This is a genomic window from Microcystis sp. M20BS1, from assembly GCF_020245305.1.
GTDB lineage: Bacteria > Cyanobacteriota > Cyanobacteriia > Cyanobacteriales > Microcystaceae > Microcystis > Microcystis ichthyoblabe_A.
This window is the reverse complement of the sequence record NZ_JADBUZ010000013.1, coordinates 1-13,740: the sequence shown is the minus strand read 5'-3', so window position 1 is coordinate 13,740 and position 13,740 is coordinate 1. Positions and strand designations below refer to the sequence as shown.

General features: G+C 41.2%; 18 protein-coding genes and 1 pseudogene. 5 read left to right on the top strand and 14 right to left on the bottom strand.

Going from position 1 to position 13,740, the window contains the following annotated elements; all coding sequences use genetic code 11:
- Nucleotides 1-271: 271 nt before the first annotated feature.
- A complete protein-coding gene (gene dndC / locus IM507_RS01290; protein WP_287636371.1) occupies nucleotides 272-1,861 on the bottom strand; it encodes a DNA phosphorothioation system sulfurtransferase DndC in 1,590 nt (529 codons plus the stop codon).
- A 191-nt stretch (nucleotides 1,862-2,052) separates the two neighbouring features.
- On the opposite strand from dndC, the gene IM507_RS01285 reads away from it, so the two are divergent.
- Nucleotides 2,053-3,297: a DNA sulfur modification protein DndB gene (locus tag IM507_RS01285; protein ID WP_287636370.1), complete on the top strand. Its 1,245-nt coding sequence runs from the start codon at nucleotides 2,053-2,055 to the stop codon at nucleotides 3,295-3,297.
- 205 nt (nucleotides 3,298-3,502) lie between these two features.
- Here IM507_RS01285 and IM507_RS01280 read toward each other — a convergent pair whose 3' ends face one another.
- The 4 genes from IM507_RS01280 to IM507_RS01265 all read right to left on the bottom strand — a co-directional run bounded on the left by IM507_RS01280 (nucleotide 3,503) and on the right by IM507_RS01265 (nucleotide 5,781).
- On the bottom strand, nucleotides 3,503-3,799 hold the full coding sequence (locus IM507_RS01280) for a hypothetical protein (protein WP_002774522.1): 297 nt from the start codon (nucleotides 3,797-3,799) through the stop codon (nucleotides 3,503-3,505).
- 439 nt (nucleotides 3,800-4,238) lie between these two features.
- The gene (locus IM507_RS01275) at nucleotides 4,239-4,646 is read right to left on the bottom strand and encodes a hypothetical protein (RefSeq protein ID WP_287636368.1); all 408 of its coding nucleotides are present in this window, start codon (nucleotides 4,644-4,646) and stop codon (nucleotides 4,239-4,241) included.
- Nucleotides 4,647-4,649: 3 nt separating this feature from the next.
- Nucleotides 4,650-5,048 (bottom strand): hypothetical protein, encoded by a 399-nt coding sequence (locus tag IM507_RS01270; RefSeq protein WP_002746868.1) that lies wholly within the window; start codon nucleotides 5,046-5,048, stop codon nucleotides 4,650-4,652.
- Between the two features lie 118 nt (nucleotides 5,049-5,166).
- Nucleotides 5,167-5,781, bottom strand: a complete 615-nt coding sequence (locus IM507_RS01265; protein ID WP_287636366.1) for a DUF1349 domain-containing protein — start codon at nucleotides 5,779-5,781, stop codon at nucleotides 5,167-5,169.
- 525 nt (nucleotides 5,782-6,306) lie between these two features.
- Here IM507_RS01265 and IM507_RS01260 point away from each other — a divergent pair.
- Entirely contained in the window at nucleotides 6,307-6,726 is a 420-nt protein-coding gene (locus IM507_RS01260; RefSeq protein ID WP_002732677.1) for a XisH family protein, read from the top strand.
- Nucleotides 6,711-7,013 (top strand): element excision factor XisI family protein, encoded by a 303-nt coding sequence (locus tag IM507_RS01255; protein WP_002784929.1) that lies wholly within the window; start codon nucleotides 6,711-6,713, stop codon nucleotides 7,011-7,013. The genes IM507_RS01260 and IM507_RS01255 overlap by 16 nt, the downstream gene beginning before the upstream one ends.
- Nucleotides 7,014-7,203: 190 nt before the next feature.
- Here the strand turns inward: IM507_RS01255 and IM507_RS01250 are convergent, their stop codons facing one another.
- The 6 genes from IM507_RS01250 to IM507_RS01225 form a co-directional block, all read right to left on the bottom strand.
- Nucleotides 7,204-7,374 carry a DUF5615 family PIN-like protein gene (locus tag IM507_RS01250; RefSeq protein WP_287636381.1) on the bottom strand — a complete coding sequence of 57 codons (171 nt, stop codon included), beginning with the start codon at nucleotides 7,372-7,374 and terminating at the stop codon, nucleotides 7,204-7,206.
- A gap of 108 nt (nucleotides 7,375-7,482) precedes the next feature.
- On the bottom strand, nucleotides 7,483-7,614 hold the full coding sequence (locus tag IM507_RS01245; RefSeq protein ID WP_002731629.1) for a DUF433 domain-containing protein: 132 nt from the start codon (nucleotides 7,612-7,614) through the stop codon (nucleotides 7,483-7,485).
- A gap of 276 nt (nucleotides 7,615-7,890) precedes the next feature.
- Nucleotides 7,891-8,328: a type II toxin-antitoxin system VapC family toxin gene (locus IM507_RS01240; protein WP_002774531.1), complete on the bottom strand. Its 438-nt coding sequence runs from the start codon at nucleotides 8,326-8,328 to the stop codon at nucleotides 7,891-7,893.
- A complete protein-coding gene (locus IM507_RS01235) occupies nucleotides 8,316-8,531 on the bottom strand; it encodes a hypothetical protein (protein ID WP_287636365.1) in 216 nt (71 codons plus the stop codon). The genes IM507_RS01240 and IM507_RS01235 overlap by 13 nt, the downstream gene beginning before the upstream one ends.
- Nucleotides 8,532-8,621: 90 nt before the next feature.
- Nucleotides 8,622-8,801 carry a hypothetical protein gene (locus IM507_RS01230; protein ID WP_287636364.1) on the bottom strand — a complete coding sequence of 60 codons (180 nt, stop codon included), beginning with the start codon at nucleotides 8,799-8,801 and terminating at the stop codon, nucleotides 8,622-8,624.
- Complete coding sequence (locus tag IM507_RS01225) at nucleotides 8,792-9,352, bottom strand: RipA family octameric membrane protein (protein ID WP_069474518.1); 561 nt, start codon at nucleotides 9,350-9,352, stop codon at nucleotides 8,792-8,794. The genes IM507_RS01230 and IM507_RS01225 overlap by 10 nt, the downstream gene beginning before the upstream one ends.
- Nucleotides 9,353-9,616: 264 nt before the next feature.
- On the opposite strand from IM507_RS01225, the gene IM507_RS01220 reads away from it, so the two are divergent.
- Both IM507_RS01220 and IM507_RS01215 read left to right on the top strand, forming a co-directional pair.
- Nucleotides 9,617-10,516, top strand: a complete 900-nt coding sequence (locus IM507_RS01220) for a J domain-containing protein (RefSeq protein ID WP_069474519.1) — start codon at nucleotides 9,617-9,619, stop codon at nucleotides 10,514-10,516.
- Nucleotides 10,517-10,606: 90 nt separating this feature from the next.
- A complete protein-coding gene (locus IM507_RS01215; protein WP_042790381.1) occupies nucleotides 10,607-12,067 on the top strand; it encodes a serine/threonine-protein kinase in 1,461 nt (486 codons plus the stop codon).
- Nucleotides 12,068-12,809: 742 nt separating this feature from the next.
- Here IM507_RS01215 and IM507_RS01210 read toward each other — a convergent pair.
- The 3 genes and pseudogenes from IM507_RS01210 to IM507_RS01200 all read right to left on the bottom strand — a co-directional run.
- Nucleotides 12,810-13,196, bottom strand: a complete 387-nt coding sequence (locus IM507_RS01210; protein ID WP_123230179.1) for a type II toxin-antitoxin system VapC family toxin — start codon at nucleotides 13,194-13,196, stop codon at nucleotides 12,810-12,812.
- A 3-nt stretch (nucleotides 13,197-13,199) separates the two neighbouring features.
- Entirely contained in the window at nucleotides 13,200-13,427 is a 228-nt protein-coding gene (locus tag IM507_RS01205) for a DUF2281 domain-containing protein (RefSeq protein ID WP_002731731.1), read from the bottom strand.
- Between the two features lie 96 nt (nucleotides 13,428-13,523).
- Nucleotides 13,524-13,740, bottom strand: a pseudogene (locus IM507_RS01200) (IS1/IS1595 family N-terminal zinc-binding domain-containing protein); the annotation flags it as partial.

The window sequence follows — 13,740 nt, the reverse complement described above, 5'->3', positions numbered from 1 at the left end:
AATTTTATTGATGGTCAACTCGATCGCCAGTTTACATAGGGTTTGCGGCAAAAAGTTTTTCGTGGGGGTAGGGTGTAGGGTGTGGGGTGTGGGGTGTGGGGTGTGGGGTTTTACCCATTTTCAGGTGGTCAATTACCTAATTTTCAGGGAAAAAGTCCAGGGATTTTCCCCCCAATCACTCCAATGGTCGGCACTTTTTGAGGGAAAAAAAGTCTAAAAACCTTATCCAACAAGGTTGTTAGATTTATTCAGCAAACCCTACATAAACCCGTTATTCCTCCTCCTCATCGGTTGTAGGGAATTTCATACTGGCCCAAGTTAACTGTTTTTGTGGGTCTTTTTCCGGTTCACTAAAACTCTCCTTGAGTTGTTCTTTCACCTGAGCAATATTGCCACTTTGAGCGGCATTCTTTAGATCATAGACATAACGAGCATTTTCGATCGCTTCCTCTTTACTACGAGAACTAGACTCAAAGCATTTTTCTAGGTCTTTGTAAATACCCTTGCGAGAGATTTTTAGAAAATATTGACGTTCTGTATCGATAAGTTTAGCCAATAATTCTAGGTGCATGGAATCCTCGGCACAGATATCCGCGAGGATATCCCATTCTTCACTCCCCAAAAGATTATTATCCGCTCCCGGTCGCGGATCTTGAAAAGTTTCTCCAGTCACTTGTTTATAAATCTTCGGTAATTGGTCATCAAATTCGTGCTTTTCTTCCCTCCAAATCCGGCGAATTTCGCTGAGTTCCTCCGTGGTAATTAGGGTAATATCTTTCATATCCTCTGGCGCATTAGTACGCACGCTCTCCTGGGCCTCTAATACCCTTCTCAGCCAATATTCCCGCCATTTTTTAGTATAGGGTCCCGGTATGGGTTCGATCTTGTCTGAACCAAAAAGTTCAACCTTGCCATAAATACGGCGAAAATCTCTCCTTTCTCTGTCGTTTTTTAAGTCTAATTCGTTGCGAAGGTCTAAAAGCGGTTGTAACCATTCTTTTTCCTCGTCATTCTGTATCATTGCCTCCATCGATTTATCTTTATTCACCATCGTACACACCCAACAACCAAAGCGCGAATCTCCACAGCTAGGAGTGGAAGTATCTACCACTAGGGGACATTCATTATCCGCAGTCGCTCCTCGATACATTGCTAATAATTCTTTGTTATCTCCTCCCCAGGGATTTTCCCACTGAAGCAGGTACATCCATACTTCATCAGTACGCCAATCTTCTATGGGAGTATAAATCAAAGAGTTGATTAAACGTCCATTGGGGCTTAATCTGTCACGAACTCTACCTATTTCATGTTTTTTCATGGCGATTGCTCGCGCTTGACTTTCAGCCTTCCTAATTCCTAGCACAACAATAGTTTCACAATGAACTCTGACTAAATTGCGAATAAAGTTATTGACAGGCTGAATTTTCATGCGATCAGTACACCAGCGAAAGCCGCGCCTTGGTGCAGGATATCCTTTTCCTATCAGACAAACCCAGAAAGTAGCGTCAACTTCAGGATGCAGTAGATGCGATTTAACAGGCATTTGTTGCTGTTTTGCCGCTTCTGTAAGCTGTCTAATACATCTGCGTACCCAAGTAGAAACAATTGGGTTTTCAACAAAAGTATCGGTAGTGATGACATGAATGGTTTTGTTTCGCTTCTCTAATGGTAAGGCGGCGATCGCATTCCAGATTAACTGCAATATACTTGTACTATCTTTTCCCCATGATACTCCCACAACCCAAGGAATAGTATCTGCACAGTATAATTCCTGTATTTCTTGAGTTAAATAATTTAAATCCTCGACAAACTCCGCAATAGTACGGATAGGCGACTTATCTGATTTGAGGGTATCTGTCATAAAAAGTCCGTATTTCTCTCCATACTGAGTGTCTCAAGGATGACTACAGAGTTTCGCCTAAAGATGAAGTATGACGGGATTCGGAATCACCCCTGGACGATCAGCTGCTGTTCCTTGTTCCCTATTCTGGCGTTTCCTATTCCCCAAAACGAAAACTTCATGCCTCATCATTAAGATAACTGATATAATATATGAGTATTGAGTGTTTTTTGGTGTTTTTTTTTATTATGTCTGATATTGCACCGCATTCTTCAGATTTGACTCAACAACTGAATCAGGTACTGGAATACTACTTTTCTGAGCATTACAGAGAGAAATGCTATCTTGGGCTAGTTTTCCAACAAGGAAAACGAAAAATGGTTCAAATAAACGTTCCCGCTCATGATTTACCAACCTTGCTCCAAGCAAAGCCATCTACAGGGAACGATCCCGATTCAGGAAAAAATCGCCCAGAGGTTCAAGGACATACAGAGGAAGTTAAAGAATATATCCTTAAGCGGATTAAACAAGATAAACCATGGATTTTAGGAACTCTAACAGCTAATGTTGATCCAGAAAAAATTAAGCTGATCGATCTTGCTCGTGGGCTATGCTTGGTTGTAATTGGACGTGGAATCAAATTAGATATTACAGATGGTCAACATCGTAAACGCGCTATTCACGAATTGATTACCAATTCTGAGGGGGAACTAATCGGTGATAATGATTTTCCTATTACTTTGGTCTTGGAAGGGGATTTTAGACAATGCCAAACTGATTTTAGAGATATGGCTCAAACAAGACCTTTAGATAAATCATTACTCCTTTCCTTTGGTGAATTTGAAGGACGGGTGGGTATTACTAAAAATTTACTCTATCAAGTGTCTATGTTTGATGGTAAAACAGAAGCTATCAAAGATCAAACTTCGTTAAAAAAGAAACTTATTTATACATTTAACTATGTGGCTAAATTAGTAAGTTTAGCATTTGATAACGACATTAGTTCTGATTTAACAGAGATAAGCGTTGAAGAATCATCTGAGGCTTTATCTAAATGTTTAAATCAGTTTTTTCATGAGTGTTCTCAAACTAGAGAAATAGCGGAGAATAGCACAGATAAATTAACCGTTGATCAGTTAACTCAATTTCAGACAAGTTGTATTTTAGGACGTAGTGTAGGCTTAGAAATATTAGGATACTTGTTGCACGATATTTATGATGAAAATAACAACAGTTTTGATAGTGCTAAAATTTCATTGTTGGCTGGATTAGACTGGGCAACTGGTAGTGATCTTTGGAGTGGAAATGTCGTTAAAATAGATCCTAACCCTAAAAAGCCAGCAAATCCTTACAGAATATCTGCGAGCATGAATATGGTAAAACTGGCAGTTTACAACGTAAAAAATCGGCTAGGATGGGTAGAAAAATCTACAAGTTCTATGTTAGATTTTCAATGATCGAGCGCGGCTGACGAGCAATCACAAAAAGGTAGAATATATGTACTTAAAAGCGGGCTTGTGGGGGAGTAGTTAACCTAAATTAGGGCTGGCTGAATATCAGTGAAAGCCTTACCAGAAAAGGGTTTTGTTACTTTTTCAGCCAGAAAAGTGCCAGAAACAAACGTTGAGAAATCGATCGGAGGGACTCAAAACCCTGGCACTTTTATGAGCGAACGCCAGATAAAATTGAGAAACTAAGGGACGAAACTACCATTTTGCCAACTGTGTGGCTCCTAGATTCCCTCTGGGGAACTATACAGCAAACCCTAATTAAGTTTTCTTGATCGAGAAGAATATCACGATACTGGCCGGCAAGTTCTACATTGCCTGAGCGTAATGGATACACCAAAACTTCCGTCAGCGTCAACGTAGAGGTAACAGCTAACTCTTTTGATAAGCGAAGTTGCTCGTCTGGGGTGAGATTCTCAACTTGCCGGCGAACATCTTGATAGGTAGTCATGCTCTTTACTCCCTGTTTCTTCCATTAATCATGTCATATTGCCCACAGATCACGGCTCCAAAAAGTAAGGTAAAATGCCCCCATATTTGTCTATATCCGATCGCACTCCCGTCCGTCGCTGTGCCTAGAGGTTTTTAAGTAGGTAGGCGTTAAAAGTTGTCAGACACCCCCCTTATCAAGGGGGCAGGGGGGATCCCCCCGCCTATCGGCACCCCCCTTATCAAGGGGGGCGGGGGGGATCCCCCCGCCTATCGGCACCCCCCTTATCAAGGGGGGCAGAGGGGATCGAACCTAAAATACATTTTTAATTTAATTATAACCAGCTACTTAGCTTATAATCATTGACTTGAATCAATGACCATGGTGTGTTCCCCAAAATCGATCGCTGCAGCGGTAGGACTCGCATCAGGGAACGAATCTTACTAAATCGGCGATCATACTATTCCCAAGTTAGAGTTATACCTTCTAGGTTACATACTCTCTGGATAGTTTCCAGTTTACTCTCAGTCAATTTCTCAAATAGGTGAACTCTCATTTTATGCTTGGGATAATACTGTCCATAACTCTTGATTTGCCCGATCGCTGATTTCCAGCCTTTTGTATTTTTAACTTCAATTATTTCCGTATTAGTTAAGACATCTATTCTACCTACCTTATCAATGTAAACCTCGGTTTTTCCTCCTAATTCTCTAGCCAGTTTGTCCCGATACCAAGCCTCTGTACCCTTTACAGGAGTATTTATCTCCGGCTCAATAACTATGCCATTAACCTGATTAATAAAGTCCCGAATTGCTCCTCTTACTAATTTTTGAGCAGCATTGGGGGACTGTCTTTTCCGTTTAGCCATTACTTACTCAGTGAATAATTTAGAGATCCCATACCCAGCCAAACCAATTACTGCTCCTACTGCCGCTACGGGAGCCATCGTCACTGCAACTGCCGTCCCTCCTACTGCTAATCCCATACCTCCAACTAATGCTGATATACCGGCTCCAGCACCCGCACCAATTGCCGCTGCTCCAATTGCCGTTGCGTCTTGTTCTTCTATTGCTTTTTTGGTTCCGTAAACTGCTGTGCCGACCACTGCTCCTGCTGCTGCTACTGGAGCCATACCGACTCCTAGAGCAGTTCCTCCCACAGCCAGTCCCATACCGCCAACTACTGCCGATGCACTAGCTCCAATGGCTGTACCCACTCCCACTGAAATCATTGCTTCTTGAACTTCTTCTGGCTTATTTTTGTCCGTCATTATTTTTTGCCTCATTAGCTTTGGGTAATTATGAAACTCTAGCATAAGACAGACAAGCCGTGAACCATAACAAGCCAGGCGTTAAGGCGCATAAGTGCCAGTCGGGTGCATACGGTTGTTAGCTGGCTTCCGGTATTGCCAGCCACTGATTGTCTGAGATTTGCAAGGTTTTGAAACAACAGCGAAACGCTTTGCCTATCGGGCTGCAGGCATACACTCCGATTTGGCAATCGTCGGCTATCTTGTGTAAGTGTGTGATCCGCATTTGCAGCCAAGCCTGCCCATCATAAGAATTCTCTAGCAGAAAATCGCTCCCCCGTTTACTGATGCGATACCACATTTCGCGGTATCGTGAAGAAATGTCTTGCGTTGCCCAATCAGAATATCCCAAATTGGTCACCACAGAACCAAGCCGACTAGCTTGTTCGCTTTCATATTCCGTGGAAACTTTTATCCAATTCTGACTGTCAATCCGCACCATTAGTCCACATTGATCATATTTTTCCCGAGGCTGAAATTCTACTTGGGTCATTAGGGAAAAATCGCCAACTTGTCGCATCAATAAGCAATGACCATCATCTCTTTGAAAACCATAGTGTGTGTTTTGCCAAAAATCAGTTTTTTCATCTGTAGAAATTTCCAAGCCATTACCCAAACGATAATGCGTCGGCTCGTTGAGCCAGTAAAAATCATCTGACAATGCTGGCTGTAAAAAATTTTCACTAAGTCGCATAATATCGCTCCTAATCAGATACATCGTGATATTACGAGGCCAGCTAACCATTGATTATACAGAAACTTTCCGAATAACCAGAGTAAGGATATGGGGAAACTTTCGGCATATCACCCCGTTTTGTGGATTTCTGACAATCAGCTGAGATACAAAGAACTTTTCAGCGACCCTATCACTAATTCTTCAATCTGACTGCACTTCGTAACAAAAATTTACAATTATTCGACGGCACTCGCACTCCCGTCCGTCGCTGTGCCTAGACGTTTTTAGCTTATAATCATTCAAATCTATCGCTGCAGCGGTAGGACTTGCATGAGGGAACACACCCTACCAGATCTGCACTGAGTTCCGTTGTTGCCTTGTTAGGATTAGGAGGATTAGGGTTAGTCTCTAGCCTGACCAAGCGAAAATAGAAATAGTAGGGTGAGCATTGCCCACCTTACCGCTTTTTCGGTCATAATAAATCCGAATTAGGGCGAACTGTAGTAGAATAGAAATCGAACCTCTTAAGCAGGGTTTATAAGGATGTCCAGACGAGACGATCTACATTTATCATTACGTCATACTTTAGAAAAAGAGGGTTGGAAAATCACTGATGATCCTTTAATTCTAACCTTAGAAAAAACCTTGCTTAAAGCTGATTTAGGAGCAGAAAAGTTTTTTGCTGCGGAAAAAGAAGAACGTAAAATTGCCGTAGAAATCAAAGACTTTGATACGCCTTCAGTTATCAGTGAATTAGAAAAAACAATAGGACAACTTCAATTATACCAATGGGCTTTAGATTCACAAGAACCTGAAAGAAAACTTTTTTTGGGCATTAGTCAAGCAGTTTATTTAAAACACTTCAAAAAAGCTATTTTCCAACTGGTTATTAAACGTAATAGAATCAATTTAATTATTTATAATCCTCAAAAGGAGATAATTTGCGAATGGATAACACAGTAAATTATGCCGATATTCTGACTCAAGTTATCAGAAAAGAGTCGGCGATGCAACCTCGATTACAAACCCTTAAAATTACCCCAGTTTGTGATCCAGAATCAGGCAACTTTTTAATAATTATGACTGGTTGGGAAAAAGAAGCATGGATTAATACAATTTTATTTCACGCTCGTTTATTGAAAAATAAAATTGTCATTGAAGATGATAATCTTGAAGAAGGATTAACAACCAATTTAATTCAAGCTGGGATTCCCCCAGAAGATATTATTACTGGACTTTCCCTAGAGTAAGGCAGGCATTACCCACCTTAGCGATATCGCAATGAATGTTAGGAAAAATTATCTAAATGCTTCAATTCTATCTAAATAGACATTAACTAATTTATGTTCAATAACCAAAGCTTCAACTTCTGGCCAAATAGGAGCTAAAAACTGATGAAATTCTCGTTTTCGTATATTGCCAAAACGGAGATGTACTACTTTAGGTGCAAAAAAAATTAAGCATTAGTTGATCGGAAAAGTCTGTATCTTTCGTAACAATAACCAGTTTTTTATCCTTTGCATATTGCCAAATTTCCGTATCCCTTGGACTTCTCCCTAAAAATGATCGGTAAAGATGGAGTGAACAGGATTTTAGCTGGTAAATTTTCATCAAAGAAAAAACCATTCATGCAATTTTTCTGACTTCATAGTGATTCGCCATCAATCTTGCTGCAAATTGCCTACAGGCATAAATATCTTCTCGATTCAGAGAAGGATATTATTCAATTACTTCTTCAATAGAATCCCCTGCTCCTAAAAATTCCATAACTGTTTGCACCGGAATTCGGGTTCCAGCTATAACAGGTCTTCCATTACAAATATCTGGATGGATATGGATACGACTTTCCATTAAGGTTTTGTTACCTCTTTGATGACCTTAAGTAAACTTATTATACCCTTTCATGGTAATAGGTGAGGATGTTGGGTTTCCTGAAAATCGATCGCTCCAGCGGTAGGACTCGCATTAGGGAACGCACCCTACCATATCTGCACTTCGTAACAAAAATTTACAACCCCATCATAAGCGATCGCACTCTCGTCCGTCGCTGTGCATAGATGTTTTTAGCTTATTATCATTTGCTTAAATCAATGTTTAAGGAACGCACGCTACCAGATTGGTGTACTGTTACAGAGCATCCAAAACCAAAACTTTTAAATCTGGGACAGCAGCTAAACGGGCATCATTGGTCAAGAAAAACATAGCACCTTCTCCCATAGCAGTGGCAATCTGGATTGCGTCTGGAGTTCGCAAGTTTTGTCTTGCTCTTAACTGGGCGGCAACTTCGGCAATCTCAACAGAAATAGGTACTGTAATTAAGTTTTCTTGATCGAGAAGAATATCACGATACTGGCAGGCAAGTTCTACATTACCTGAGCGTAATGGATGCACCAAAACTTCCGTCAGCGTCAACGTAGAGGTAACAACTTGAAACTCGCCTCGACTTAGCGCCCCAAAAAAGGCACGAACAAGCCCTAAATATGCCTGATTTTGCTCGATCAGGTAAATGAGTGGCGCGGTATCCAAACCCACAACTTGACCTTGTAGTTGCATCAGCCATTCCATGAGGCTCGTTCCTGATTAACGTACTCTTGAGCATCAAGTCCATTCCAGATTTCTTTTCCTAGTCCTTCTAGTTTCATAATGCTATGCTTGGGCTTAACAAGCATAGGGCGACGAACCATTACAGCTAACTCTTTTAACAAGCGAAGTTGCTCGTCTGGGGTGAGATTCTCCACTTGCCGGCGAACATCTTGATAGGTAGCCATACTCTTTACTCCCTGTTTCTTCTATTAATCATGTCATATTGCCCACAGATCACGGCTCCAAAAAGTAAGGTAAAATACCTCCATATTTGTCTATATCCGATCGCACTCCCGTCCGTCGCTGTGCCTAGACGTTTTTAGATTATTATCATTTACTTGAATCAATGACCATGGTGTGTTCCCCAAAATCGATCGCTGTAGCGGTAGGACTCGCATTAAGGAACGCACTTTACCATATCTACCATAGCGGCGATCGCTGGTAGTTATAGCCAAGGAAACCTCCAAGAAAAATATGCAATCAGCACCCAAATGACTACAAAAAGAATTGAAATAAACTGAGGAAACCAAAGTGCTCTCAAATGAATAGGGTCATCTTTAGGAGCATTTGAACGCCATCGAGGAATAAGAACAGGGTCTAATTTTGAATTCTCACTAACTAATTTTAAACGTAATTTCCCCCACATATCAATAGTTTTTGTAGCACCCTGAATCATAAAATAAGACAAAAAAGATACAATAATTGCTAGGCTCGGTAGCAAAAGATTAGAAAACCAGTTTGGTCCTTTGCTATTGCTGTAAGTAATAGCATATACAGTAAGTAAAAAAGATTGGCAAGTAATATACCAAGTTACACGACCCATTAATAAGCTATGTTCATGTTGAATTTCACTACGAAAATATTGAAACAATTCCCATGTTTTATTGGCGGATTCAGAGGTTTCTTTTAGGTACTCCAAACCTTCTCTGATATTTAACTCTTGAGAAGTAACTTCTGACTTGAATAATTTCCGAAAGTTTTTTAGTATTTTTATTAGCAATTTCATGAAATCACCCTTTGGTTAATTTTACTCTGGAGACTATATAAGTCTATGAACTCCGATTTTTGAGCGTAAAGATGGCAAGCTAACTATTAACTATAAAGAAAATTTGCCAACAACAATCCTTAGAGTAAGAATATATGGAAACTTTCGACATATCACCCCATTTTGTGGATTTCTGACAATCAGCCGAGATACAAAGAACTTTTCAGCGACCATAGCACAAATTATAATTCTTGAGGTAACTGAGCAGACTAACTAAAAGTTGCCATGGCGGAGCAAATTCTTTCTCTACTCCTGTACTTAATTGTCATTTTAACGGCTTTTTGGTTTATTAGCCCCCAAAAAAAGCCCCGTAGTCATCCCGCCTATCATCTTGCCTGTTTACTAGAAGATGCTCCTGAAAGCTCTTTAAAGGGTCAATTTTATCCCCTGGCTACTCCCTTGGCTACCCCGATCGCCTGTACTGTTCCCCAGGTGTGGCGCAGTGTATATAGGCAGTCTCTGGCAAAACCGGATGTTAACTATTGGCAATGGCGCGGTATGCCCGAAAATGAGCAGTTTTGTCGGGAATTACGGGAATTATTGCGATTAAATCCAGCTAGAGGTTACGCTAAGGAAATTCTCGAAAGTCTCGCCTTGGGTCAAGATCCTTTTTATCATCTTTACTGGGATCTAAAAGCGATCGCTAATGGTAACTTTAACACTATTGGCACTAATAAACTAGCTGAGGGCAGATTCGCCAGGCGAGATTTGCGAACTCATCAGCAGATGCGGAGGGATTTTCGTCAATGGCATTTACAAGCTTGTGAACAGTTGGGAAAAGAGCGGGTTAAAGCGGTTTATCGGGTGTGTTATGGGGCAGATTGGTCATTAATCGCCCAAATTCTCTATCCTTCGCCCCGTTCCTTGGCCGTGATGATTATAGAGTCCGCTAATCCCGTTTGGTGGCGAGTTTTGGGGATTACTCCTTTTACCACGACTAGCCGGATTGAGAACAATTATAAAACTCTCTTGTGTTATTGGCATCCCGATCGCAATTCCCATCCCAATGCTACAGAAATCACTGCCCATCTTAATCGCGCCTACGATTGTTATCAAGGTTTTCAGGAGATGAGTAGTCAAGATAATGCACCTTTGTGGACGAAAATCCGTCGCTGGATTCCTTAGACTTGACTCTAGTTTTTCCCTTGACTTTTTCCTTAACGAAAGAATGTTAGTCTAGGAACAATTTATGACCACGCTTGCACTCTCAGGGTAATGAATCTAGTGCTTTTAAACAATCGCTACCAAATTGTTAGCACCCTTGCTAGGGGGGGATTTGGGGAAACTTATATCGCTATCGATACGAATATGCCTTCTCAACGGCGCTGTGTGATTAAAAAATTGCAGCCGGCTATTCAAAGTGAGGAGATGCCAGAATGGTTAAAAGAACGTTTTCAGAAAGAAGCAAGCGTTTTAGAGGAATTGGGAGAGCAAAATCGCCAAATACCCCGTTTATACGGTTATTTTGCCCAAGATAATCACTTCTATCTGGTGCAGGAGTGGATTGAAGGGGAGACACTAACCCAAAAACAGCAACGACAGGGAAATTTATCTTCCTCAGCAGTGCGGACGATTTTAGAGAATTTACTGCCTGTTCTTGATTTTATTCACAGTCGCCGCATTATTCACCGGGATGTGAAACCCGATAATATTATCTTAAGAAATAGTGATAATTTGCCCGTTTTAATCGATTTTGGGGTAATGAAAGAAGCAGTCGCCACCTTACTCGATCCTACGGGAAAAAGTGCCTATTCGATCGCCCTTGGCACCCCCGGTTATATGGCTTCGGAACAGGCTGCCGGGAGACCAGTCTTTTCTAGTGACCTTTACAGCCTAGGCTTAACGGCGATTTTTTTATTAACGGGAAAAACTCCCCAATATCTAGAAACTGACTCGCGCACGGGGGAAATTCTCTGGCGACAGGAGGCAGAAAATGTTAATCCTAATTTAGCTATGGTAATCGATCGAGCGATCCGTTTTCATCCCCGGGATCGGTTTGCTACTGCTAGGGAAATGTTGGCAGCTTTGGCAGAAATATCCCCGGATTTGTCCACCCAACCAACTATCGCGGTTTCTCCCCATAGTCCCCGATTAAAGTCCTCTACACCCCAAAAACCAACCGTCTCCCCCACTGTGGTTATTCAACCCAATTCCGGGGAAAAAAAGAATCCTTGGCTGCGGATTTTGCTGATTTTTGCGGTGACAATTGGAGCTTTTGCCCTGGGATATCGGGGATTTATGGCTCTTTTACCCAAAAATGAGGAAATCAAACCATCACCAACCCTCGAACCTTCTCCTACTCCTGAAATCATTCCTCCTCCCTCCCAAGATTTTCCCCCTATCCGACGACCTTCTCGTCAACGGACTCCCATTTATTCCCCAACTCCTACCCCATCCCCGACTCCTACCCCAGAGGTGATTCCTAGTCCAGAAGTGACTCCAGAATTAACTCCTAGTCCCACCCCAGAAGAAGTAATTCCTATTCCTGTTCCTCTTCCTGAAACAGATCCGAGTCCTCAAGTTTCTCCCCTTCCTTCCCCTTCCCCTTCTCCTTCCCCTTCTCCTTCCCCTTCTCCTGTTCCAGAGGTGATTAATCCCCCGGTTAATGAGGATAAAATTGAACCGATTGCTCCTCCTGTTTTATCACCTTCTCCTCCTGAAGAAAATAGTAATTAGGGTTTGCTGAATAAATCTAAAAACCTTGTTGGGTAAGACTTTTAGACTTTTTGTCAATCAAAAAGTACCATATCTGGGAGTGATCGGGGGTAAAATTCCTGGACTTTTTCCCTGAAAATTAGGTAATTGACCCCCTCAAAATCGGTAAAACCCTACACCCCACACCCCACACCCCACGAAAAACTTTTTCAGCAGCCCGTAATTAATAGACTGCTTGCAGAAGTCTGGCAAGGGGAAGATGATAATTTTTTCTTAAACCTTTCCCCTTTTGCCTACAATGAAAGAGAGCTACTGTTTAGGCTTAATTCTTCTGATTCTATCTGCTCTGCCAGTTGACGCAGTAGATCAAAAATGCTAGTTAGGGTTTCCTCTAGTAATTTAGCCATATTCAATTATTTCTATCATCTGGCTGGTGCGAGGTAATCCTGTTTAATTTAGTTTGCGATCGAGTTGAGGATCAGTCAAGAGAGAAGGCAAAGGCGAATCCGACACACTGCGCCACAATCCCTCACGGAAAAGGATAGTTCGTCTGAGAAGCAGTAAAACAGGGGAAAACACCTGAGAATCCTTGCTCTGTGAATCGCTAAGCTAGGGAGAGGAATGTAAAGATTTATTAAATTGTAGCTTTTGACACAGTTGTTTTTTTGGGATGTGTATCCTTCTGTTGTCTGCCTTTGACGTTGGGTGGGGGTGTTGCTTGACCTAGCTGCGAGGTGAGCGATCGCCTAACATTTTGGGAAATTTACCAAATTCTTTGAACGGGGTAAAGGTCAAATATCTCATCAATGCTCAGAATAGGCATAATTTCGGTTATTGATTGGGATATTAAAAGTCGATCAAAGGGGTCTTTATGATAGTGGATAAGGGTTGCTAGTGTCCAGATATGTGCTAGATCAATAGAAAGTATTTCTAGATTATTAATGGTTATTTGATTTTTAATTAATTCCTGTAAAGATGGGTTAAGTTGTAATTTTCCCAGTTGCAGTTTTATTTGCATTTCCCAGACACTAGCAACGATTAAAAACAAGCGATTATTTCGATCAAATAACAAATCTTGCCCGGTTAGTGATAGTTTTTCTGAGTTAATTGACCACCAAATAAAGCTATGGGCATCTAATAAAAGTTGCATGGGTTAAGTTGGCGGCAAGAGTTCATCGGTTAGGGGTTCGTTAAAGTCATCGCTGATCCAGCCTTGACCTTGATATAATCCTGCAATTCTACCTGTTTGGGTTATTTGGGTTTGATGGTGTTGATTGACTATAGATTCCAAAAAATCGAGAATTTCTTGTTGTTGTTGGACAGGTAATGTCTGAAGGGTTTGCAATAAAGGAGAATTGGTATCTAGGTCAGCATCGTTCATAACGATTTGATTTGAGGATTTTGGGTGGATACCTCAAGGATAGCATGGGTTTTCAGCGATGAGGGGACAAGTTATGGATAGTGCGATCGCACTACTGTTGACATAATTTTGTAAAAATGACCAACTTACCCCTGTTACTCTAGCAATTACTCGTAAGGAAATTCGTTCGAGTAAGAGTTTATCAATTAATTGTTTGGTTTCGTCAGAGACAGTTTTATTAGTGGGATTGATCACAAACTGACGACCACATTCTTTACATTGACGTTTGGGTTTTCCATTATGAATAGAACCATTCTTGATAGTATGGTGAGAA

Bases quoted from the DNA above. Each gene is read 5' to 3' on its own strand.
- dndC (WP_287636371.1), bottom strand. From the start codon at position 1,861: ATGACAGATACCCTCAAATCAGATAAGTCGCCTATCCGTACTATTGCG.
- IM507_RS01285 (WP_287636370.1), top strand. From the start codon at position 2,053: ATGAGTATTGAGTGTTTTTTGGTGTTTTTTTTTATTATGTCTGATATT.
- IM507_RS01280 (WP_002774522.1), bottom strand. From the start codon at position 3,799: ATGACTACCTATCAAGATGTTCGCCGGCAAGTTGAGAATCTCACCCCA.
- IM507_RS01275 (WP_287636368.1), bottom strand. From the start codon at position 4,646: ATGGCTAAACGGAAAAGACAGTCCCCCAATGCTGCTCAAAAATTAGTA.
- IM507_RS01270 (WP_002746868.1), bottom strand. From the start codon at position 5,048: ATGACGGACAAAAATAAGCCAGAAGAAGTTCAAGAAGCAATGATTTCA.
- IM507_RS01265 (WP_287636366.1), bottom strand. From the start codon at position 5,781: ATGCGACTTAGTGAAAATTTTTTACAGCCAGCATTGTCAGATGATTTT.
- IM507_RS01260 (WP_002732677.1), top strand. From the start codon at position 6,307: ATGTCCAGACGAGACGATCTACATTTATCATTACGTCATACTTTAGAA.
- IM507_RS01255 (WP_002784929.1), top strand. From the start codon at position 6,711: ATGGATAACACAGTAAATTATGCCGATATTCTGACTCAAGTTATCAGA.
- IM507_RS01250 (WP_287636381.1), bottom strand. From the start codon at position 7,374: ATGAAAATTTACCAGCTAAAATCCTGTTCACTCCATCTTTACCGATCA.
- IM507_RS01245 (WP_002731629.1), bottom strand. From the start codon at position 7,614: ATGGAAAGTCGTATCCATATCCATCCAGATATTTGTAATGGAAGACCT.
- IM507_RS01240 (WP_002774531.1), bottom strand. From the start codon at position 8,328: ATGGAATGGCTGATGCAACTACAAGGTCAAGTTGTGGGTTTGGATACC.
- IM507_RS01235 (WP_287636365.1), bottom strand. From the start codon at position 8,531: ATGGCTACCTATCAAGATGTTCGCCGGCAAGTGGAGAATCTCACCCCA.
- IM507_RS01225 (WP_069474518.1), bottom strand. From the start codon at position 9,352: ATGAAATTGCTAATAAAAATACTAAAAAACTTTCGGAAATTATTCAAG.
- IM507_RS01220 (WP_069474519.1), top strand. From the start codon at position 9,617: ATGGCGGAGCAAATTCTTTCTCTACTCCTGTACTTAATTGTCATTTTA.
- IM507_RS01215 (WP_042790381.1), top strand. From the start codon at position 10,607: ATGAATCTAGTGCTTTTAAACAATCGCTACCAAATTGTTAGCACCCTT.
- IM507_RS01210 (WP_123230179.1), bottom strand. From the start codon at position 13,196: ATGCAACTTTTATTAGATGCCCATAGCTTTATTTGGTGGTCAATTAAC.
- IM507_RS01205 (WP_002731731.1), bottom strand. From the start codon at position 13,427: ATGAACGATGCTGACCTAGATACCAATTCTCCTTTATTGCAAACCCTT.